20 protein-coding genes are annotated in these 20828 nt (G+C 63.8%); 19 read left to right on the forward strand and 1 reads right to left on the reverse strand.

Going from position 1 to position 20828, the window contains the following annotated elements; translation table 11 throughout:
• The first annotated feature begins 83 nt into the window (after nt 1-83).
• From ACR0IR_RS16975 to ACR0IR_RS17045, 15 genes are all read left to right on the forward strand, one after another.
• Nucleotides 84-548, forward strand: a complete 465-nt coding sequence (locus ACR0IR_RS16975; protein ID WP_254441599.1) for a DUF2946 family protein — start codon at nt 84-86, stop codon at nt 546-548.
• On the forward strand, nt 539-2719 hold the full coding sequence (locus ACR0IR_RS16980; protein ID WP_170366060.1) for a 4Fe-4S binding protein: 2181 nt from the start codon (nt 539-541) through the stop codon (nt 2717-2719). The genes ACR0IR_RS16975 and ACR0IR_RS16980 overlap by 10 nt, the downstream gene beginning before the upstream one ends.
• Before the next feature lie 14 nt (nt 2720-2733).
• Nucleotides 2734-4647, forward strand: coding sequence for a TAT-dependent nitrous-oxide reductase (gene nosZ / locus ACR0IR_RS16985; RefSeq protein ID WP_170366062.1), 1914 nt, complete (start codon nt 2734-2736; stop codon nt 4645-4647).
• A gap of 3 nt (nt 4648-4650) precedes the next feature.
• Nucleotides 4651-5907, forward strand: coding sequence for a nitrous oxide reductase family maturation protein NosD (locus ACR0IR_RS16990; RefSeq protein ID WP_170366064.1), 1257 nt, complete (start codon nt 4651-4653; stop codon nt 5905-5907).
• On the forward strand, nt 5897-6790 hold the full coding sequence (locus ACR0IR_RS16995; protein WP_170366066.1) for an ABC transporter ATP-binding protein: 894 nt from the start codon (nt 5897-5899) through the stop codon (nt 6788-6790). Before ACR0IR_RS16990 ends, ACR0IR_RS16995 begins: the two co-directional genes overlap by 11 nt.
• A complete protein-coding gene (locus tag ACR0IR_RS17000) occupies nt 6787-7608 on the forward strand; it encodes an ABC transporter permease (RefSeq protein ID WP_170366068.1) in 822 nt (273 codons plus the stop codon). The genes ACR0IR_RS16995 and ACR0IR_RS17000 overlap by 4 nt, the downstream gene beginning before the upstream one ends.
• Nucleotides 7605-8123 carry a nitrous oxide reductase accessory protein NosL gene (locus ACR0IR_RS17005; protein ID WP_170366070.1) on the forward strand — a complete coding sequence of 173 codons (519 nt, stop codon included), beginning with the start codon at nt 7605-7607 and terminating at the stop codon, nt 8121-8123. The genes ACR0IR_RS17000 and ACR0IR_RS17005 overlap by 4 nt, the downstream gene beginning before the upstream one ends.
• Nucleotides 8120-9019, forward strand: a complete 900-nt coding sequence (locus ACR0IR_RS17010; RefSeq protein WP_170366072.1) for an FAD:protein FMN transferase — start codon at nt 8120-8122, stop codon at nt 9017-9019. Before ACR0IR_RS17005 ends, ACR0IR_RS17010 begins: the two co-directional genes overlap by 4 nt.
• 112 nt (nt 9020-9131) lie before the next feature.
• Nucleotides 9132-10163, forward strand: a complete 1032-nt coding sequence (locus tag ACR0IR_RS17015) for a LacI family DNA-binding transcriptional regulator (protein ID WP_170366074.1) — start codon at nt 9132-9134, stop codon at nt 10161-10163.
• A 98-nt stretch (nt 10164-10261) separates the two neighbouring features.
• On the forward strand, nt 10262-11563 hold the full coding sequence (locus tag ACR0IR_RS17020; RefSeq protein ID WP_170366075.1) for an ABC transporter substrate-binding protein: 1302 nt from the start codon (nt 10262-10264) through the stop codon (nt 11561-11563).
• Between the two features lie 107 nt (nt 11564-11670).
• Nucleotides 11671-12537: a carbohydrate ABC transporter permease gene (locus ACR0IR_RS17025; protein WP_149775359.1), complete on the forward strand. Its 867-nt coding sequence runs from the start codon at nt 11671-11673 to the stop codon at nt 12535-12537.
• Between the two features lie 13 nt (nt 12538-12550).
• Nucleotides 12551-13381 carry a carbohydrate ABC transporter permease gene (locus ACR0IR_RS17030; protein WP_170341115.1) on the forward strand — a complete coding sequence of 277 codons (831 nt, stop codon included), beginning with the start codon at nt 12551-12553 and terminating at the stop codon, nt 13379-13381.
• A 10-nt stretch (nt 13382-13391) separates the two neighbouring features.
• Nucleotides 13392-14396 (forward strand): ABC transporter ATP-binding protein, encoded by a 1005-nt coding sequence (locus ACR0IR_RS17035; protein WP_170366077.1) that lies wholly within the window; start codon nt 13392-13394, stop codon nt 14394-14396.
• Nucleotides 14393-15166, forward strand: a complete 774-nt coding sequence (locus tag ACR0IR_RS17040; RefSeq protein ID WP_170366079.1) for an L-iditol 2-dehydrogenase — start codon at nt 14393-14395, stop codon at nt 15164-15166. Before ACR0IR_RS17035 ends, ACR0IR_RS17040 begins: the two co-directional genes overlap by 4 nt.
• Nucleotides 15166-16668 carry a mannitol dehydrogenase family protein gene (locus ACR0IR_RS17045; protein ID WP_170366081.1) on the forward strand — a complete coding sequence of 501 codons (1503 nt, stop codon included), beginning with the start codon at nt 15166-15168 and terminating at the stop codon, nt 16666-16668. Before ACR0IR_RS17040 ends, ACR0IR_RS17045 begins: the two co-directional genes overlap by 1 nt.
• A 12-nt stretch (nt 16669-16680) precedes the next feature.
• On the opposite strand, the gene ACR0IR_RS17050 is transcribed toward ACR0IR_RS17045, so the two are convergent.
• Nucleotides 16681-17382, reverse strand: coding sequence for a GntR family transcriptional regulator (locus ACR0IR_RS17050; protein ID WP_170366082.1), 702 nt, complete (start codon nt 17380-17382; stop codon nt 16681-16683).
• Nucleotides 17383-17484: 102 nt separating this feature from the next.
• On the opposite strand from ACR0IR_RS17050, the gene ACR0IR_RS17055 reads away from it, so the two are divergent.
• The 4 genes from ACR0IR_RS17055 to ACR0IR_RS17070 are packed head-to-tail and all read left to right on the forward strand — an operon-like array spanning nt 17485 to nt 20824.
• The gene (locus tag ACR0IR_RS17055; protein ID WP_170366085.1) at nt 17485-18087 is read left to right on the forward strand and encodes an amino acid synthesis family protein; all 603 of its coding nucleotides are present in this window, start codon (nt 17485-17487) and stop codon (nt 18085-18087) included.
• Entirely contained in the window at nt 18059-18874 is an 816-nt protein-coding gene (locus ACR0IR_RS17060; RefSeq protein WP_170366087.1) for an alpha/beta fold hydrolase, read from the forward strand. Before ACR0IR_RS17055 ends, ACR0IR_RS17060 begins: the two co-directional genes overlap by 29 nt.
• Nucleotides 18871-19785: a flavin reductase family protein gene (locus ACR0IR_RS17065; protein ID WP_170366088.1), complete on the forward strand. Its 915-nt coding sequence runs from the start codon at nt 18871-18873 to the stop codon at nt 19783-19785. The genes ACR0IR_RS17060 and ACR0IR_RS17065 overlap by 4 nt, the downstream gene beginning before the upstream one ends.
• 1 nt (nt 19786) lies before the next feature.
• A complete protein-coding gene (locus ACR0IR_RS17070) occupies nt 19787-20824 on the forward strand; it encodes an LLM class flavin-dependent oxidoreductase (RefSeq protein WP_170366090.1) in 1038 nt (345 codons plus the stop codon).
• Nucleotides 20825-20828: the final 4 nt, after the last annotated feature.

Raw genomic sequence — 20828 nt, forward strand, 5'->3', positions numbered from 1 at the left:
TTTGACCACCTGATCGAAGTCAAGTCGCGCCGCCTGCCAATCCCTTACGACTCGGGCAAAATCAGATTCGAGTCGGAGTCTCCATGCCCGCCGCCCGCCAACACCACAGCCTCCCTGTCCGCGCGACACGCGCGGCCGCCGGGCTGGCGGGCATCTTTCTTTTGATGTTGCAGGTGCTTGGGCCAGCGCTGGCGAGTCCCGGCCAGGGCACCTGGATGGAGATCTGCTCGGAGGCAGGAGCGGTCTGGGTCCAGGTGGACCTGGAAGACGACACCGACGACCCGACCGCGCCCTGCCCGAAATGTGCCGATTGCGCCCTGTGCGCAATTACGGCTGCGGCGCCGGTCCCGGACCTGCCGCAGCTGCAGCAGCCCGGGTTTGTACAAATCCCACGGTGTGCGTTCACTGATCTGTTGGATCTGTACAACTCCGAACGGCTGTGGCCCGAAACTCGCGGCCCCCCGGCCGCGCCCGAAATCAGAACCGAACGCGCGCCGCGCGCGTCCATGGCGTCAACCCGAACCGAAGGAGGTGCGCCGTGGTCGTGACCCGCGCAGCCCATTTCCTTGTGGCCCTTGTCCTGTCCTGCCTGCTGGCGCTTGGCGCGCGGGCCGACAGTCTGGCCAGCTTCCTGCCCGAGATCGAACCCGCCGAACTGGCGCCCGGTGCCGATGCCATTGGTCCGGTGCGTGAAGACGTGCCGGTCGCCCCGGTGATGAAGGGCGGCGAAACAGTCGCCTGGGCCTTTCTCACATCCGATTTCGTGGGCACCACCGGCTATTCCGGCAAGCCCATTCACGTCGTCGCCGCCATCGACGGTGATGCGGTGCTGACCGGCGTCAAGCTGGTCAAACATTCCGAACCCATCGTCCTGGTCGGCATTCCCAATTCGCGCATGATCGAGCTGACCGAAGGTTATGCCGGGCTAGACCTCAAGCGCGAAGTCGAAACCGGCGGAGAAAGCCACGACCTGGACATCATCTCGGGTGCGACGGTGACGGTGATGGTCATCGACGACAGCGTCGTGCGCGCCGGGATCAAGGTGGCCCGCGCCATGGGTCTGGGCGGGCTGTCCGAGGTGCAGGCCGACGGACCCAAGCGCGAAGTCGACATGGCCAAGACCGACACCCATGACTGGGCCACGCTCTCGGGCGACGGCTCGATCCGGCGGCTGACGCTGGACGTGGGTCAGGTCAACGCCGCCTTCGAGGCCACCGGCGACCAGCGCGCGATCAAACGCCCCGAGAAGGGCAACCCCGAGGACACCTTCATCGACATGCATGTGGCGCTGGTCTCGGTGCCTTCGATCGGCAAGTCGCTGCTGGGCGAGGCCGAGTACCAGAACCTGGTCAATTGGCTGGACGAGGGCGAACACGCCATCCTGGTGCTGGGCCGTGGCAAGTACAGCTTCAAGGGCTCGGGCTATGTGCGCGGCGGGATCTTCGACCGGATCCAGCTAATCCAGGGCGACAATTCGGTGCGGTTCTTCGACCGTCAGCATCGCCGCCTGGGCACGGTGGCCGCCGAGGATGCGCCCAGCTTTACCGAGCTGGACATCTTCAAGATCCCTGCCGATGCCGAGTTCGACCCGACCGAACCGTTCCGCCTGCAACTGCTGGTGCAGCGGGCCATCGGCGCGGTGGAAAAGACCTTCCTGACCTTCGATCTGGGCTACATTCTGCCCGAACAGTACCTGTTGCCGGTCGCGCCCGCGCCCAAGGTCGTGGACGATGCCACCGGCGAAGCCGCCGCCAAGTCAGCCCTGTGGCAGCGCATCTGGAAGGACCGCCAGGTCGAGATCGCCGTGCTGGGCGCCATGCTGCTGGTGCTGACGGCCACCTTCTTCTTCCAGTTCCACGCCACGATGAACGCACGGGTCTTCTACTGGTTCCGCATCGGGTTCCTGACGATGACGCTGTTCTTCATCGGCTGGTACGCCAATGCGCAGCTGAGCGTGGTGAACATCATGGCGCTGGCCGGCAGCCTGCGCGGCGGCTTCACCTGGGATGCCTTTCTGCTGGATCCGCTGGTGTTCATCCAATGGTTCGCCGTGGCCGCCGCGCTGCTGTTCTGGGGGCGCGGGGCCTATTGCGGCTGGCTGTGCCCCTTCGGCGCCCTGCAGGAGCTGACCAACAAGATCGCCCGGGCGTTGAAAGTTCCGCAATGGACCCTGCCCTGGGGCCTGAACGAGCGCCTGTGGCCGATCAAGTACATGATCTTCCTGGCGCTGTTCGGCCTGAGCATCGTGTCGATCCCGTTGGCCGAGAAATACGCCGAGGTCGAGCCGTTCAAGACCGCGATCATCCTGAAATTCATGCGCGACTGGCCCTTCGTGGTTTTTGCGGTGGGTCTGCTGGTGATCGGGCTGTTCATCGAACGGTTCTATTGCCGCTATCTGTGCCCGCTGGGTGCGGCGCTGGCGATCCCCGCCCGTATCCGCATGTTCGACTGGCTGCGCCGCTACAAGGATTGCGGCAACCCCTGTCAGACCTGCGCTAACGAATGCCCCGTTCAGGCCATCCACCCCACCGGTGAGATCAACCCGAACGAGTGCGTCACCTGCCTGCATTGTCAGGTGCTCTACCAGTCCGAGAGCAAATGTCCCGTCGTCATCCGCCAGCTGAAACGGCGGGCCAAGACCGGGTCGGTCAAACTCAAGACCCCCCTCGGACAACCACCGGCGAACCATCCGAACGCCAAACCGCAAACCGTTTCCTAAAAGGAGGAACGATCATGTCGGATCATGACACCAAACTGAACATCACCCGCCGCGGGTTGCTGGGGGCCTCGGCCACCGGGGCCGTGCTGGCCGGAACCGGGCTGGGCGTCGGCGGCACGCTGATGACCGCCAAACAGGCCAGCGCCGCCGCCAAGGTCGAACTGGCCCCCGGCGAGCTGGACGAATATTACGGCTTCTGGTCCTCGGGCCAGACCGGCGAGCTGCGCATCCTGGGCTTCCCGTCCATGCGCGAGCTGATGCGGGTACCGGTGTTCAACCGCTGCTCGGCCACCGGTTGGGGCCAGACCAACGAGTCGCTGAAGATCCTGACCGAGGGCCTGCTGCCGGAAACCAAGGAGTTTTTGGCCAAGCGCGGCATGAAAACCTATGACAACGGCGACCTGCACCACCCGCACATGTCGTTCACCGACGGCACCTATGACGGCCGTTATCTGTTCATGAACGACAAGGCCAACACCCGCGTGGCCCGCGTACGCTGCGACGTGATGAAATGCGACAAGATCATCGAGATCCCCAACGCCAAGGCGATCCATGGTCTGCGCCCGCAGAAATTCCCGCGCACCGGCTATGTCTTTGCCAATGGCGAGGACGAAACCCCGCTGATCAACGACGGCAGCGTGCTGGACGATCCGTCGCAATACGTCAATATCTTCACCGCCATCGACGGTGACACGATGGAGATCGCCTGGCAGGTGATGGTGTCGGGCAACCTCGACAACACCGATTGCGACTATCAGGGCAAATACGCCTTCTCGACCTCGTACAACTCGGAAATGGGCATGAACCTGGCCGAGATGACCGAGAGCGAGATGGACCACGTGGTCGTCTTCAACCTCAAGGAAATCGAGGCCGGCATCGCCGCGGGCGACTATCAGGAGATCAAGGGCGTCAAGGTTCTGGACGGGCGCAAGGGGTCGAACAAGAAATACACCCGCTACATCCCGATCCCGAACTCGCCGCACGGCATCAACACTGCGCCCGACGGCAAACACGTCTGCATCAACGGCAAGCTGTCGCCGACCGTGTCGATCATGGACGTCACCAAGCTGGACGCGCTGTTCGAAAGCGACGCCGATCCGCGGTCGTGCATCGTGGGCGAGCCGCAACTGGGCCTTGGCCCGCTTCACACCGCCTATGACGGTCAGGGCAACGCCTTCACCACGCTGTTCCTGGACAGCCAGATCGTCAAATGGAACATCGACAAGGCCATCCGCGCCTACAATGGCGAGGACGTGGACCCGATCATCTCGAAGGTCGACGTGCACTACCAGCCGGGCCACAACTCGACCTCGATGGGTGAGACCAAAGAGGCCGACGGCAAGTGGCTGATCTCGATGAACAAGTTCTCGAAGGACCGGTTCCTGAACACCGGCCCGCTCAAGCCCGAGAACGAGCAGGTGATCGACATCTCGACCGACGAGATGAAGGTGGTGCATGACGGCCCGACCTTCGCCGAGCCGCATGACTCGATCATCGTGCGCCGCGACATCGTCAACCCGGTCAACGTCTGGGACCGCAACGACCCGACCTGGGAAGATGCGCGCAAACAGGCCGAGGCCGATGGCGTCGATCTGGAGGAAGGCGCCGAAGAGCCCATCCGCGACGGCAACAAGGTGCGGGTCTACATGGTCTCGCAGGCCCCGACCTTCAGCCTCGAGAAGTTCACCGTCAAACAGGGCGACGAGGTCACGATCTACGTCACCAACCTGGATGACGTGGACGATGTGACCCACGGCTTCTGCCTGGGCAACTACGGCATCGCCTTCGAGGTCGCGCCGCAGGCCACCGCCTCGATCACCTTCACCGCCGACCGTCCGGGCGTGCACTGGTTCTATTGCCAGTGGTTCTGCCACGCGCTGCACATGGAAATGCGCGGCCGGATGCTGGTCGAACCGCAGGGAGCCTGACCCATGCGCTGGCCCCTGCTCATCCCGCTTCTGCTCGGCTCGCCGCTTTGGGCGGCGGACTGGGACGTGCCCAACCGGGCGGGGGCCATCACCGAGACACTGGCGCAGGCGGCGGATGGAGACACCCTCCGCCTGAGCCCCGGCGTCTATGCCGAACGCTTGGTTCTGGACCGGCCCGTCACCATCGACGGACAGGGCCAGGCCACCATCGACGGTCAGGGCACCGGTAGCGTCATCACCGTGACCGGGCCCGGCGTCACTCTGCGCGGCCTGACCGTGATCGGGTCGGGGTCGGACCATGGTGAGATCGACAGCGGCATCCAGCTGACCAAGACGGCCCGCGTGGCCGTGGTGGAAAACAACGTGCTGCTGGGCAATCTCTACGGCATCGACATTCACGGCGCCGATGACAGCATCGTGCGCGGCAACCGGATCGAGGGCCGGCAGGACCGCCGTATGAACGACCGCGGCAACGGGGTCTACGTCTGGAACGCGCCCGGCGCTGTGGTCGAAGGCAATGACATCCGCTTTGGCCGCGACGGAATCTTCGTGAACTCGTCGAAGAAGAACACCTTCACTGGCAACACTTTCCGCGACCTGCGCTTTGCCGTGCACTACATGTATGCCGACGATTCCGTCGTCAGCGACAATGTCTCGATCGGCAACGATCTGGGCTATGCGGTGATGTTCACCTCGAACGTGCAGGTGATCAACAACGTCTCGGTCGGCGACCGCGAACACGGGGTCATGCTGAACTATGCCAATGACAGCGTGATCTCGGGCAACGTGGTGAAAGGCGCCAAGGAAAAGTGCACCTTTCTGTACAATTCCAACAAGAACGAATTCACCGACAACTGGTTCGAAGGCTGCGGCATCGGGATCCATTTCACCGCCGGCAGCGAACGCAACCGGATCGTCGGCAACGCCTTTGTCGGCAACCGGACACAGGTGAAATACGTCTCGACCAGATGGGTCGAGTGGTCGGAAGATGGCCGCGGCAACTACTGGTCCGATTTTGCCGCCTATGACGTGAACGGCGACGGCATCGCCGACGCCCCCTATCGCCCCAACGATAGCATGGACCATGTGCTGTGGACCCAACCCGCAGCCAAGCTGCTGCTCGGCTCGCCTGCCGTGCAGCTGGTGCGCTGGTCGCAATCGGCCTTCCCAGCACTGCTGCCGGGCGGCGTGATCGACAGCCACCCCCTGATGCAAGCCCCTCAACCCCCAGCCATGAAAAAGGTGCCTCATGACGGATAAGGCCCTGACCATCGAAACGGTCTGCAAGGATCGCGGCAAGACCCGCGTTCTGAGCGATATCTCCCTGACGCTCGAGCCCGGACAGCGCGTGGCGCTGCTGGGCCACAACGGCGCCGGAAAATCCACCCTGATCAAGTCGATCCTGGGCCTGACGCCCATCCAGGCCGGCACGATCCGCATCGGCACCGCCGCCCCCGGCAGCGCGCAGGCGCGTCGCGACACGGCCTATCTGCCCGAGGCGGTCTCGTTCCACCCGGCCCTGACCGGACGCGAGCAGCTGACCCTGTTCGCCAAGCTGTCAGGCACGAACGCCGACGTGCTCGCCCTGCTGGACCGTGTCGGGCTGGGCGATGCGATGGACCGCCGGATCGGCGCCTATTCCAAAGGGATGCGGCAGCGGCTGGGCCTTGCGCAGGTGCTGCTGGGTCAGCCGAAACTGGCGCTGCTGGACGAACCCACCTCGGGGTTGGACCCGATCTCGCGCCAGGATCTGTACGCCATCATCGACGAACTGGCCGCGCAGGGCACCGCGGTGCTGATCGCCAGCCATGCCCTGACCGAGGTCGAGGCCCGCACCGACCGCATCGCCATCATGCGCAAGGGCCGGATGGTGGCCGATGACACGCTGGCCAACCTGTCGGCGCTGGCCGGGTTGCCGATCCGTCTGCGGGTCCGCGCGCGTGCCAATGCCGACGCGCTGGCCGCCGAACTGGGCGGCAACCGGATAAACGGCGCCTCGGTCGAATTGCTGTGTTCGCCCGCCGACAAGATGCAGGCGCTGCGCCGCATCGCCGGTCTGGGTGATGCGGTGGCCGACGTGGAAATGACCCCGCCCAAGCTGGAAGACCTCTATCGCCACTATGCTCAGGAGGCGCTGCAATGATCCGTTTCCTTGCCATCACCCGCACCGAGATGCTGATCCTGCGCCGCAACCGCTGGCTGCTGGTGGCGACGCTGATCATGGTTCTGTTCGCGCTGGCGCTGACCTTTGCCGGCAGCGCGCCCACCGGCACGCTGGGGGTCGACATGCTGACGGTGTCAGTCGCCTCGATGACCACGCTGTCGGTGTATCTGGCGCCGCTCTTGGCGCTGATGATTTCCTTTGACGCCATCGCCGGCGATGTGGACAGGGGCAGCCTGTCGCTGCTGCTGTCCTATCCGGCGGGGCGCGGAGAAATTCTGCTGGGCAAATTCACCGCCCACCTAGCGGCGCTGGCCTTTGCCATGACGGTCGGTTTCGGCACCGCCGGGGCGGTCGCCGCGTGGTTCGGCGGCGCGGGCGCGGACAGTCTGTTCGCGCTTGGCCGGCTGATCGTCACCTCGATCCTGCTGGGCGCCGTGTTTCTGGCGCTGGGATACCTGCTGTCCGCCCTGGCGAGGGGCGCAACGGCGGCGGCAGGTCTGTCGGCCGGGCTCTGGCTGGTCTTCGTCGTCCTCTATGATCTTGGGCTGTTGGGAGCCGTCGTCATGGACAAGGGCGGCGTCTTCACCCAATCCGTCTTTCCCTGGGTGATGGTGGCCAACCCGGCCGACGCTTTCCGCCTGTGGAACATCGCCGCGACCGAGGGTGTGGCCATGGCGTCCGGCATGACCGGCGCGGCGCAGGCCCTGCCCGTCTGGGCGGCGCCCGCCTCGCTGCTGATCTGGCCGGTGCTGGGCTTTGCCCTGGCCCGGCTGGCGTTCCGGAGGGTCGAGCCATGACCCGCCTTGCCCTGATCGCGCTGATCGCGCTGGCGGCCTGCAAGGAAGAACAGGCCGCCGCCCCGCCGGATCCGGTCGATCTGACCGAAACCGCGCTCAGCTATTTCTGCCAGATGAACGTGGCCGAACACGGCGGGCCCAAGGGGCAGATCCATCTGGAGGGCTATCCCGCGCCGCTGTTCTTTGCCCAGGTGCGCGACATGGTGGCCTATCTCAAAAGCCCCGAGCGCGATGCCGAAATCACCGCGGTCTATGTCAGCGACATGGGCGCGGCCCACAGCTGGCACGAGCCGGGCATCTCGAACTGGATCGCCGCCGATCAGGCCACCTTCGTGGTGGGCGCCGGCGTGGCCGGCGGCATGGGCGCGCCCGAGATCGTGCCCTTTGCCACGCCGGACGCTGCCGCGCGGTTCATCGAAACATATGGCGGCACCGGCCTGCCCCTGACCGACATTCCGGACGACGCGGCGCTTGGCCCCGTCGATCTGACGCAATCCCTGGAGACACCCGCATGACCCGCCTGTCCCGACGCCGTTTCCTGACCATCTCGGCCGCCTGCGCCGCCTTGCCGACCGTCGCGCGCGCCGCACCGGTGGCCCGCTGGCGCGGCACCGCGCTGGGGGCACCCGCCAGCCTGCAGCTGGTCGGGCTGAGTGACGCGCAGGCCGCGCCGATCATCTCCGCGCTCGAGGCCGAACTGGACCGTCTGGAGAATATCTTCAGCCTGTACCGCCCGGATTCGCAGCTGAGCCGCCTGAACCGGGACGGCACCCTGCCCGCCCCGGCGCCGGAACTGCTGCAGGTGCTGACCCAAAGCGCCGCCCTGCATGACGCGACCTGCGGTGCGTTCGACCCGACCATTCAGCCGCTGTGGATGGCGCTGGCGACCGGCGTGCCGGACGCCGAAGTCGCGCAGGCCCGGGCGCTGGTCGGCTGGCAGGGGGTTTCGGTCTCGGCCGAGGCGATCCGCCTGCCCCATTCGGGCCGCTCGGCGCTGACGCTGAACGGGATCGCGCAGGGCGCCGTGACCGACCGGATCGCAGCGCTGTTGCGGGCGCAGGGGTTGACCGATGTGCTGGTCGACATGGGCGAGATCGCCGCCATCGGCACCCGCGCCGACGGGTCGGACTGGCGCGTCGGCCTAGCCGGCCCCGAGGGCGTGACCCGGCGCATCGAACTGCGCGACCGGGCGGTGGCAACCTCGGCCCCCGATGCGACACAGCTGGCCGGGCGTCATGGCCACATTCTGGGCCCGCAGGGTCAACCGGTCCGACATCGGGCGGTTTCGGTCTCGGCCCCTGACGCGGCGCTGGCCGACGGGCTTTCGACCGCGCTGTGCCTGCTGCCCGCCGACCGGATCGCGCCGGTTCTGCAACGCTTCCCCGAGGCCCGGCTCGAGATGCTGATCTGACCGGAATGACCGTCCCGGAACTCTGCCGTTGAAATTTGTCGCGCGATAAGAAAAGGTAAAACAGCGACAAATTCAGAGCGGCGCGGGCCTGGCCCCGCGCCAGAGGCAAGGCATGGCACCCAGAAAAATCCGGAACATGGAGGAGTTTGCGGCGGTCAGCGGGATCTCGCGCCCGACGGTATCGAAATATTTCAACGATCCCGACAGCGTCCGACGGTCGACCCGCGAACGGATCGAGCAGGCGCTGGAGCGGTTCGACTATCGCCCCAACATCTTTGCCATGAACCAGAACCGCAAGCTGACCAAGAATGTCGGCATCGTGGTGCCCTATCTGGCCGACCCGTTCTTTGCCGAGATCGCCCGCAACATCGAAGAAAAATGCATCGAGGCCGGGTTCCGTCCGACGCTCTACAGCGCCTATGGCGACCCCGCGCAGGAGGCCGAGATCCTCGACAGCCTGCGCGCGCTGAAACCGGCGGGCGTGCTGCTGGCACCGCTGGGGCGCGACTCCGACCGGTCGTTCATCGAGAAATTCTGCAAGGACATCCCCACCATCCTGTTCGACAGCAACCTGGAAGGCATGGGCGCGGCCTTTGTCGGGTCGGACAATGCCAGCTTCATCGAACAGACCGTCGATTACCTGTGCCGCAGCGGCGAACCGCCCGCGTTCTTCGAGATGCGGCACCCGGCCAACCCCAACGCCAACAAACGCCGCATCGCCTACATCAAAAAAATGGAGAGCCTGGGCTTTGAGCCGCAGGTGATCAAGGTCGACGGTCGCGGCTGGGGCTTCGAGGAAATCGGTCGCCAGGGCGCGTTCAAGCTGTTGGATCAGCCCAACCTGCCCTCGCGCACCATTCTTTGCAGCAATGACCGGCTGGCCATCGGGTTCCTGTCGGCCTGCTATGAAAAGGGCCTGCGGGTCGGGTTGGGCGAGGATTGCGACCTGCGCGTCGCTTCGCATGACGACCATCCGTTTTCCAAGTTCACCTGCCCGTCGCTGACCACCGCGGCGCATGACTACACCGCAGTATCGAATCGCTCCGTCGAGACGCTGACGCAACTGGTCGAATCCGGTGGGCGGCTGAGCGCCCGCACCGAAACCCTGTTTCCCGCGCGTCTGATACTGCGGAGTTCGGCCTGATTTTCGACACCTTTTTTACGCGCGTAAAATTTTAGTTGACGCGCGACAAATAATTCGTGATGCTTTCCTCCAGGTAATTCGACACCAGGGAGGAAAGAATGTACCTGAAATCCGTTCTATGGGCGGCAAGCGCAGCGGCTTTGACCGCCGGCGCCGCATCTGCAGAGACGATCACGATCGCCACCGTAAACAACGGCGACATGATCCGGATGCAGAAATACACCGACAAGTTCACCGAAGCGACCGGCCACGAGGTGGAATGGGTCACTCTGGAAGAGAACGTATTGCGCCAGCGTGTGACCACCGACATCTCGACCAAGGGCGGCCAGTTCGACATCATGACCATCGGCATGTACGAAACGCCGATCTGGGGCGCGAACGGCTGGCTTGTGCCGCTGGACGGAATGTCCGCGGAATATGACGTGGACGACATCCTACCCGCCATGCGCGGCGGCCTCAGCCACGACGGCACGCTGTATGCGGCGCCGTTCTATGGCGAAAGCTCGATGATCATGTACCGCACCGACCTTATTGAGAAGGCCGGTCTGGAGATGCCCGAGGCGCCGACCTGGCAGTTCATCCGCGAAGCGGCGGCTGCGATGACGGACCGCGACAACGACATCAACGGCATCTGCCTGCGCGGCAAAGCCGGTTGGGGTGAGGGCGGCGCCTTCATCACCGTGACCGCCAACTCGTTCGGCGCGCGCTGGTTCGACGAAGACTGGAAACCCCAGTTCGATCAGCCCGAGTGGAAAGAGGCGCTGACCTTCTTCGTAGACATGATGAACGAATCCGGCCCCGCCGGGTATGCCACCAACGGCTTCAACGAAAACCTGTCGCTGTTCCAGCAGGGCAAATGCGGCATGTGGATCGACGCCACCGTTGCCGCATCTTTCGTGACCAACCCCGACGACTCGACTGTCGCCGATCAGGTTGGATTTGCTCTGGCGCCGAACTCGGAAGGCGTTGACAAGCGCGCCAACTGGCTGTGGGCCTGGGCCCTGGCCATTCCGGCCGGCACCCAGAAAGAGGACGCCGCCAAGCAGTTCATCGAATGGGCCACTTCGAAGGAATACATCGAACTGGTTGCCGAGAACGAGGGCTGGGCCAACGTTCCGCCGGGTGCGCGCACCTCGCTGTACGAGAACCCCGACTACAAGGACATCCCCTTCGCGCAGATGACGCTGAAGTCGATCCTTGCGGCCGATCCGGAAAACTGCTGCGTCAAGCCGACGCCGTATACCGGGATCCAGTTCGTCGCCATCCCCGAATTCGCGGGCATCGCCACCCAGGTGAGCCAGGAATTCTCGGCGGTCTATGCCGGACAGCAGTCGGTTGACGAAGCTCTGGCCAAGGCACAGGCCTTCACGGCCGAAGAAATGGAAGCCGCAGGGTACTGAGGCCTCCTCCCGGCGGGTGGGCAGGTTTCTGTCCCCCGCTCTCCCCCTTCCACAACCCGTGTTAGTCTCGCAGGCAACAAGTCGCCTGAACAGAGAGGTCTTGCGTCATGGCAACTCAACACTCCCGATCCGTCGCACGCCTGATGATGGCGCCCGCCGTGGTCCTGCTGCTGGGCTGGATGCTGGTTCCGCTGACGATGACTCTGTATTTTTCCTTCAAGAAATACCTGCCGCTGCGCGGCGGTGACTTGGGTTGGGTCGGGTTCGACAACTACGTCCGGTTCGTGACCTCGAGTTCCTTCTGGCCCGCCGTTCAGGCGACGCTGGTGATCGTGGGCGGTGTGCTGGCCATCACCGTGGTGCTGGGCATCCTGCTGGCGCTGCTGCTGGATCAGCCGATGTGGGGCCAGGGCGTGGTGCGCATTCTGGTGATCGCCCCGTTCTTCGTAATGCCCACCGTTTCGGCGCTGGTCTGGAAGAACATGTTCATGGATCCGGTCAACGGCCTGTTTGCCCATCTGTGGCGGTTCTTCGGGGCCGAGCCAATCTCGTGGCTGTCCGAGGCGTCGATGCCGTCGATCGTGATGATCGTGTCCTGGCAATGGCTGCCCTTTGCCACCCTGATCCTGCTGACCGCGATCCAGTCGCTGGACAGCGAACAGCTGGAGGCCGCCGAAATGGATGGCGCGCCACCGCTGAAACGCTTCTTTTTCATCATTCTGCCGCATCTGAGCCGCGCGATCACGATCGTCATCCTGATCCAGACGATCTTCCTGCTGTCGATCTTCGCCGAGATCTTCGTGACCACCGGCGGCGCCTTCGGCACCCGCACCCTGACCTATCTGATCTACCAGCGCGTGCTGGAAAGCCAGAATGTCGGGCTGGGCTCGGCCGGCGGGGTCTATGCCATCATCCTTGCCAACATCGTCGCCATCTTCCTGATGCGCATCGTCGGCAAAAACCTGGACGCGTGAGGAGGACGAAAACATGGCCCGCACCGTCACCACACCACGCAAGCTGATCAACACCGCCTTTGCCTGGGCTGTCGGCCTGCTGATCTTCTTCCCGATCCTCTGGACGATCCTGACCAGCTTCAAGACCGAGGCCCAGGCCATCGCCAGCCCGCCGATCTTTCTGAACTTCGACTGGACGCTGGAGAACTATGCCGTGGTTCAGGAACGGTCGAACTACATGCGGTATCTGTGGAACTCGATCATCATCGCGGGCGGGTCCACCCTTCTGGGCGTGATCGTCGCGGTGCCCGCCGCCTGGGCCATGGCCTTTGTGCCCTCGGCGCGCACCAAGGACATCCTGTTGTGGATGCTGTCCACCAAGATGCTGCCGGCGGTGGGGGTTCTGTACCCGATCTACCTGCTGTTCATCCAACTTGGCCTGTTGGACAGCCGCGCCGGGCTGGTGGTGGTGCTGATGCTGATCAACCTGCCGATCATCGTCTGGATGCTGTACACCTATTTCCGCGAAATTCCCGGCGACATCCTGGAAGCCGCGCGCATGGACGGCGCCACGCTGAAAGAAGAAATCCTTTACATCCTGACGCCGATGGCGGTGCCGGGCATCGCCTCGACCGTGCTGCTGAATTTCATCCTGGCCTGGAACGAGGCGTTCTGGACCCTGAACCTGACCGCCGTCGACGCGGCCCCGCTGACCGCGTTCATCGCCAGCTATTCCAGCCCCGAGGGCCTGTTCTTCGCCAAGCTCAGCGCGGCATCGACCATGGCCATCGCCCCGATCCTGATCCTTGGGTGGTTCAGTCAGAAACAACTGGTCCGCGGCCTGACCTTCGGCGCCGTGAAGTAAGGAAAGTCACATGGGACGCATCGTACTTGAGAAAGTCAGCAAGAGCTTTGGCGACGTGGAGGTCATTCCGCCGCTGGATCTGGAAATCAACGACGGCGAATTCGTGGTGTTCGTGGGCCCATCGGGCTGCGGAAAATCCACCCTGCTGCGCCTGATCGCGGGGCTAGAGGACGTCAGCGGCGGCCGCATCCTGATCGACGATCAGGACGCCACCGCGGTGCCGCCGGCCAAGCGGGGCCTGGCCATGGTATTCCAGTCCTACGCACTTTATCCGCACATGACCGTGCGCAAGAACATCGCCTTTCCGCTGCGCATGGCCGGGCTGGACAAGGCCGAGCAGGACCGCCGCGTCGAACAGGCGGCCGAGGTTCTGAACCTGACCGACTATCTGGACCGCCGCCCCGGCCAGCTTTCGGGTGGCCAGCGCCAGCGGGTCGCCATCGGTCGCGCCATCGTGCGCGAACCGGCGGCCTTCCTGTTCGACGAGCCGCTGTCGAACCTGGACGCGGCGCTGCGCGTAGGCATGCGGCTGGAGATATCCGAGCTGCACAACCGGCTGGAAACCACGATGATCTACGTCACCCATGACCAGGTCGAGGCCATGACCATGGCCGACAAGATCGTGGTCCTGCAGGCGGGCGTGATCGAACAGGTGGGCTCGCCTCTCGAACTGTACCGCGCGCCGCGCAACAAGTTCGTGGCCGGCTTCATCGGCTCGCCCAAGATGAATTTCATCGAAGGCCCCGAGGCCGATAAACATGGTGCCCACACGATCGGCGTCCGCCCCGAGCACATTGCCGCCTCGCCCAACAAGGGCCTGTGGAAGGGCACGGTCGGGGTGTCCGAACATCTGGGCTCGGACACGTTCTTTCACGTCCATGTCGACGGCTTCGCCGAGCCGATGACCGTGCGCGCCGGCGGCGAGGTCGGCCTGCGCCACGGCGACACGATCCATCTGACGCCGGAGGAGGACAAGATCCACCGGTTCGACGCGGCGGGGCTGCGGATCGCATGAACCGGCTGGTGGGAAAACGGGCCCTGATCACCGGGGCGGCGCGGGGCATCGGGCTGGCCTTTGCCCGGGCCTATGCCGCCGAGGGCGCGCAGGTGGCGCTGGCCGACATCGACGTGCAGCAGGCGCGCAAAGCCGCGCGCGAGATCGGGCCTCAGGCGATTGCGGTCGAAATGGATGTCTCGCAGCAGGACAGCATCGAGGCGGGCGTGGCCGACGCCGCGGCGCGGATGGGCGGGATCGACATCCTGATCAACAACGCCGCGATCTTCACCGCCGCCCCGATCGTGGAAATCACCCGCGCGGATTACCAGCGCGTGTTCGACATCAACGTCGCCGGCACCTTGTTCACCCTGCAGGCGGTCGCGCGCCACATGATCGAGCAGGGCACCGGCGGCAAGATCATCAACATGGCCAGCCAAGCCGGCCGCCGGGGCGAGCCACTCGTGGCGGTCTATTGCGCCAGCAAGGCGGCGGTGATCAGCCTGACCCAATCGGCGGGGCTGAACCTGATCAAACACGGGATCAACGTGAATGCCATCGCCCCCGGCGTGGTGGATGGCGAGCACTGGGACGGCGTCGATGCCTTCTTTGCCAAATACGAGGGCAAGGCGCCGGGTCAGAAAAAGAAGGAAGTGGGCGAAGCGGTGCCCTTCGGCCGGATGGGCCGGGCCGAGGACCTGACCGGAATGGCGGTCTTTCTGGCCTCGTCCGAGGCCGACTACATCGTGGCCCAGACATACAACGTGGATGGTGGAAATTGGATGAGCTGATGGTGGAGCGCCCCGCGGATACCCGACCGGTCCGGTTGTGTCAGGCCAATTTGGACGCGTTGCCCAAGGGCGTGCTGCGGCCCGAATACGATCGCGCGGCACTGACGCCGGGGATCGTGCATATCGGGGTGGGCAATTTTCATCGCGCGCATCAGGCTTGGTACCTGCACCGGCTGATGCAACAGGGCGCGGCGCAGGATTGGGCCATCATCGGCGCCGGCGTGCGCGCCTATGACGCCGAGATGCGGCGCAAGCTGCTGGCGCAGGACTGTCTGACCACGCTGGTCGAGCTGACCGAGGGCCAGCGTCGTGCCGAGGTGACGGGCGCGATGATCGATTACCTGCCCCCGCAAGAGGACAACGGCCCGCTGATCGCGCAACTGGCCGATCCGGCGATCCGCATCGTCTCGCTGACCGTGACCGAGGGCGGCTATTTCGTGCACCCTGTGACCAAAGGGCTGGACACCGACCACCCCGACATCCGCCACGATGCCGCCAACCCCGACCGTCCGCGCACCGCCTTCGGTGCCATCGTCGCGGGCCTGCGACGGCGGCGCGATGCTGGCGTTGGTCCGCTGACCGGGCTGAGCTGCGACAACCTGATCGGCAACGGGCAGGTTCTGCGTCAGGCGGTGGTGGGGCTGGCGCGACTATCGGACGTGGATCTGGCCGACTGGATCAACACGCAATGCACCTTTCCCAATTCGATGGTCGATTGCATCGTGCCCGCCACCGGCCCGACCGAGCTGGAGCTGGTGCGCGCGCTGGGGATCGACGACGCCGCCCCCGTCACCCATGAAAGCTTCCGCCAATGGGTGATCGAGGATGCCTTTTGCGCCGGTCGCCCGGATTGGGACAAGGTCGGCGCCACATTTACTGTCCGCGTTCATGACTATGAGGTCATGAAGCTGCGCATTCTGAACGCGGGCCACCAGGTTCTGGCCAATGTCGGCGAGATCCTGGGCCTGAATACGATCGCAGACTGCATGGCCGATCCGCTGGTTTCAGCATTCTTCCGAAAGGTTTTGGTCGAAGAAATCGCGCCTTTCGTGCGGCCGGTGCCCAATCAGTCGGTTGCGGACTACGTAACCTTGATCGAGGAGCGGTTCCGCAATCCAGCCATCGTCGACACCACGCGTCGCGTTGCTTTTGACGGATCATCCCGGCATGTGGGCTTTGTACTTCCCACAGTCTATGATGCGTTGGCTGCCGGCGCGCCGATCAATGGGCTGGCCCTGGTCGAGGCGCTGTGGGCCCGCATGTGTGCCGGCACTCGCGAGGATGGAAGTATTATCGAACCCAACGATCCCAACTGGTCCGATCTGGTCACCTCGGCCAACGCGGCCCGTGACAACCCGACCACCTGGCTTGAGCAGACCCAGTACTATCAGGACCTGTCACAATCCGGCGCGTTTCGCGACGCGTTTGACCGCTGGCTCAGGGTGGTCTGGGATCAGGGAGCGCGTCAGGCCCTGACGACGTATCTGGGCGACCAAACCTGACCGGTGCAGGATCTAGCAGTGTGCGGCTTTGCCCAAGCCCTCTTCTGCATCGAACAGGGTCTCGACAACCGACGCCGCATCGTCCAGATGCCGTTCGACGGCTCGGCGCGCGGCGGAGGGGTCGCCGGACTGAATCGCAGAACAGATGGCCTCCATATGTTCGATCCCGGGGCGGTCGCGTTCTGTTGCCGCCAAGGTTATCATCCGCAACCGGCTGATCCGACCATTCAGGCGCTGGACTACATCCCAAGCCACATGATGCCCTGCCCCCTCAAAAATCTCTGAGTAGAAATCGGAAGTGGCGCGGAAGATCGAGCCCGGTGTCTTGTCCACGAAACCTTGCTTGAGCCGCACCAGCGCCCCATGCAGGCTGCTGGCCCTGTCTGATGTGATATTGCGCGCGCAGTTCTCGGCGGCCGCGGTTTCCAGCATGCGGCGGATATCGTAGATCTGCCGTGCCTCGTCCCGTGTGATCGAAGCCACGATCGGCCCGCGCCCGGGCAGAATTTCGACCAGCCCCTCGGCCTCGAGATAGCGGATCGTTTCCCGGATGACTGTCCTGCTGACACCAAGCTGATCACATAGCGGACGTTCCACCAGCCGTTCGCCGGGCTGGAAAACACCTTCGATGATGGCCTCGCGCATACGCTCCTGCACCATGTCGCGCAGGGTTGCCGGAGGATAATCGATCTTGGTGAGTCTTGGCGTTGTCATGGACGGGAATCTACCGGTCGTGCGTTGCCTCAGCAAGGTATGATTGACATCCTGTCTTATGGTATACCATCATGCCGGAAACGGAATCACAGGACCTTTGCGATGCCCGCCACCATCCGTAAAACACTGCTGCATGTCGAAAACACGCTGATCGAAGGTAGCAAAGCCGCCGAGCGCCCTTTGACCTTGATCGCGGCGGTCGCCGTCGTCACCAATCCCTGGGCGGGCCGCGGTTTTGTCGAAGATCTACGCCCAGAGATACACGATTGTGCTCCGGGGCTGGGCCACATGCTGACCGAGATGATTCTCGAGGCGGCCGGCGGCGGTGACCGGGTTGAAGCCTATGGCAAAGCCGCCGTTGTCGGAGTGAATGGCGAGGTCGAGCACGGGTCGGCCCTGATCCATACCCTGAGGTTCGGAAATGCCTATCGCGAGGCGGTTGGTGCAAAATCCTACCTTGCCTTCACCAACACGCGCGGACCGGCGAATGCGGCCATGCAAATTCCCCTGATGGACAAGAATGATGGTGGGCGGCGCAGCCACTATCTGACCATCCACCTGCAGGTCGCCGACGCTCCGGCCCCGGATGAGATCATGATCGCTTTGGGCGCCTCGATCGGAGGGCGCCCGCATCACCGCATCGGAGATCGGTATCAGGATCTGAAGGATTTGGGACATGACGTCGACAATCCGGCAGCTGTCTGAACCATTCGGGCGTCTTGGCTTGCGCTTTGCCGGCCCCCCCGATGGCGAACCTCTGGTCCTGTTGCACGGGGTCGGTATGCAGTCGGAGGCCTGGGCGCCGCAGATCGATACCTTGTCCGACTTGCACGCGGTCTACGCACTGGATCTGCCAGGGCATGGCCAATCCGACCCGATCGCTGTGGGGGCGCAGTTACCAGCATTTGTGGAGTGGCTCCAGGCGGCGCTGGACGCTTTGAACCTGGATCGCGTGAACCTTGCCGGTCATTCGATGGGCGCACTGATTGCCGGCGGGTTTGCGGTCGAACATCCCGATCGGGTCCGGCGCGTCGCCTTGCTGAACGGAGTGTTTCGTCGGGATGACCAGGCCCGGGACTCTGTGCTGGCGCGCGCCGGCTTGATCAGCGCCGGAACGTTTGATCTGGAAACCCCGCTGCAACGCTGGTTCGCAAACAGTCCGGCCGACCGCGCCGCTCGGGACAGGGTCGCCGCATGGTTGGCCGCGGTCGAAATAAACGGCTATTCGGCGGCCTACGATGCCTTTGCCCGGGGCGACATGGTCTACGCTGATCGCTACCCTCAGATCTCTTGCCCTTTGCTGGCGTTGACGGGTGCTGAGGATCCGAATTCCACACCCGACATGACCCGCGCCATCGCCGCGGCCGCCAAAGGGCAGGCGGTTATCGTCGAGGGTCATCGGCACATGGTGAACCTCACTGATCCAAAGACTGTCAACGCGGCCCTTGTTCAATGGCTGAAGACCCCAACGCACGAAAGGTCGCCCGCATGACCGATTTCGACCCTCGCGCCCTGCGCAGCGCGTTCGGAACCTTTCTCACCGGTGTCACGGTGGTCACGACCCATGACGAATCCGGCCGACCGATCGGCTTTACCGCCAATTCATTTTCCTCGGTTTCGCTGGACCCTCCGCTGATCTCGGTCTGTCTTGCCAATACTTCCAGCAATTTCAACACATTCTCTGAAGCCGCCGGTTTCGCCGTCAACATCCTGTCGGAGGATCAGATCAGCGTTTCGAACACCTTCGCACGCCCTTCGCAGGACCGGTTTGCCGGTGTCGATTGGAAGCCAGGACCCAACGGCGCACCAATCCTTGACGGGGTTTCAGCCTGGTTTGACAGCTCGGTTTTCAAGACGGTCGAAGCCGGCGACCACCTGATCCTGATCGGTCGGGTCGAGGCCTTCGACCACTCGATCGCACCTGGCCTGGGCTATGCCCGCGGCGCCTATGTGACGCCTGCCGCCGAAGCCCGGGCGCTCAACCGTCGCGCGGGCGTCGTGGTTTCCGCGCTGATCGAGCGGGACGGCCAGATTCTGCTGCTGGACGATGGCAACGGCGGACTGACCATTCCGGCAACCGAGGACATGGCCAACGGCGCCGATACTGCGCTAGCCCAGCTGATCGCGGGATGTGGGATCAAGGCAGAACCGGGCTTCATCTATTCGGTCTACCAAGACAAGTCGCGACGACAGCATATCTCGTTCCTTTGCCAAGCCGAGGACGGCACCCCAGCCAACGGAGCTTTTACGCAAATCGTCAAGTCGACGCTGATGGATGTCGCGGACCCGGCGATCTGTACGATGCTGGAACGTTTCGCCCGAGAAAGCCGCATGGGCAATTTCGGCATATACTACGGAGATGAAACCAGCGGACGGGTCAAACCGTTGGTTCGGGGGAGTTGAAATGAAGTTCTCGCTGTTTGCGCATATGGAGCGGATTTCGCCAGAGCAGGACCAGAAGCAGTTGTATGACGAGTTCATCCAACTGTGCAAAATCGCCGACGACGGCGGGATGCATGCCGTCTGGACGGGCGAACACCACGGGATGAATTTTACAATCGCACCCAACCCGTTTCTCAGCCTGATTGACGTGGCTCGGCACACCCGGAATGTCCGGCTGGGCACCGGCACCGTGATCGCGCCGTTCTGGCATCCGATCCGTTTGGCCGGTGAGGCCGCGATGACGGACATCATAGCCGACGGACGGCTGGATCTGGGCATTGCCCGCGGTGCCTACAGTTACGAATACGAACGCATGATGCCTGGCATGGATGCGTGGGAAGCCGGGCAGCGCATGCGCGAACTCATCCCTGCCGTGAAACAGCTCTGGCAGGGAGATTACGCCCATGACGGCGAATTCCACCAATTTCCCAAGACCACCTCGTCGCCCCTGCCCCTGCAACCTGGTGGGCCGCCCATCTGGGTGGCCGCACGCGACCCCAACAGCCACGAATTCGCCGTAAGCTCAGGGTGCAACGTACAGGTCACGCCATTGTGGAACGGCGACGACGAGGTCATCGACCTGATGGCCAAGTTCAATGCCGCCTGCTCAAAGTTTCCTGACATGCCGCGCCCCAAGATCATGTTGCTGCGCCACACTTACGTGGCCGAAAATCAGAACGACGTAAAACAGGCCGCCATCGAGTTGAACCGGTTCTACTGCTATTTCGGCGCATGGTTCATGAACAAGCGTGACGTTACCCAGGGGCTGATTGCCCCGCTGAGTGATGCCGAAATAGCCGAGCATCCGTTCTATTCGCCCCAGAACATGGAGCGAGACCTTGTCATCGGAACAGCCGATACCGTGATCGACCGGCTTCGGAGAAGCGAGGAACTGGGGTATGACGAGTATTCATTCTGGATCGACTCCAGCATGCCGTTTGAACGCAAAAAGGCCTCGTTGGAGCGTTTCATCAAGGATGTGATGCCGGCCTTTCAATAGGGGA

The sequence above is a fragment of the Ruegeria sp. CF2 genome (genome assembly GCF_056537385.1).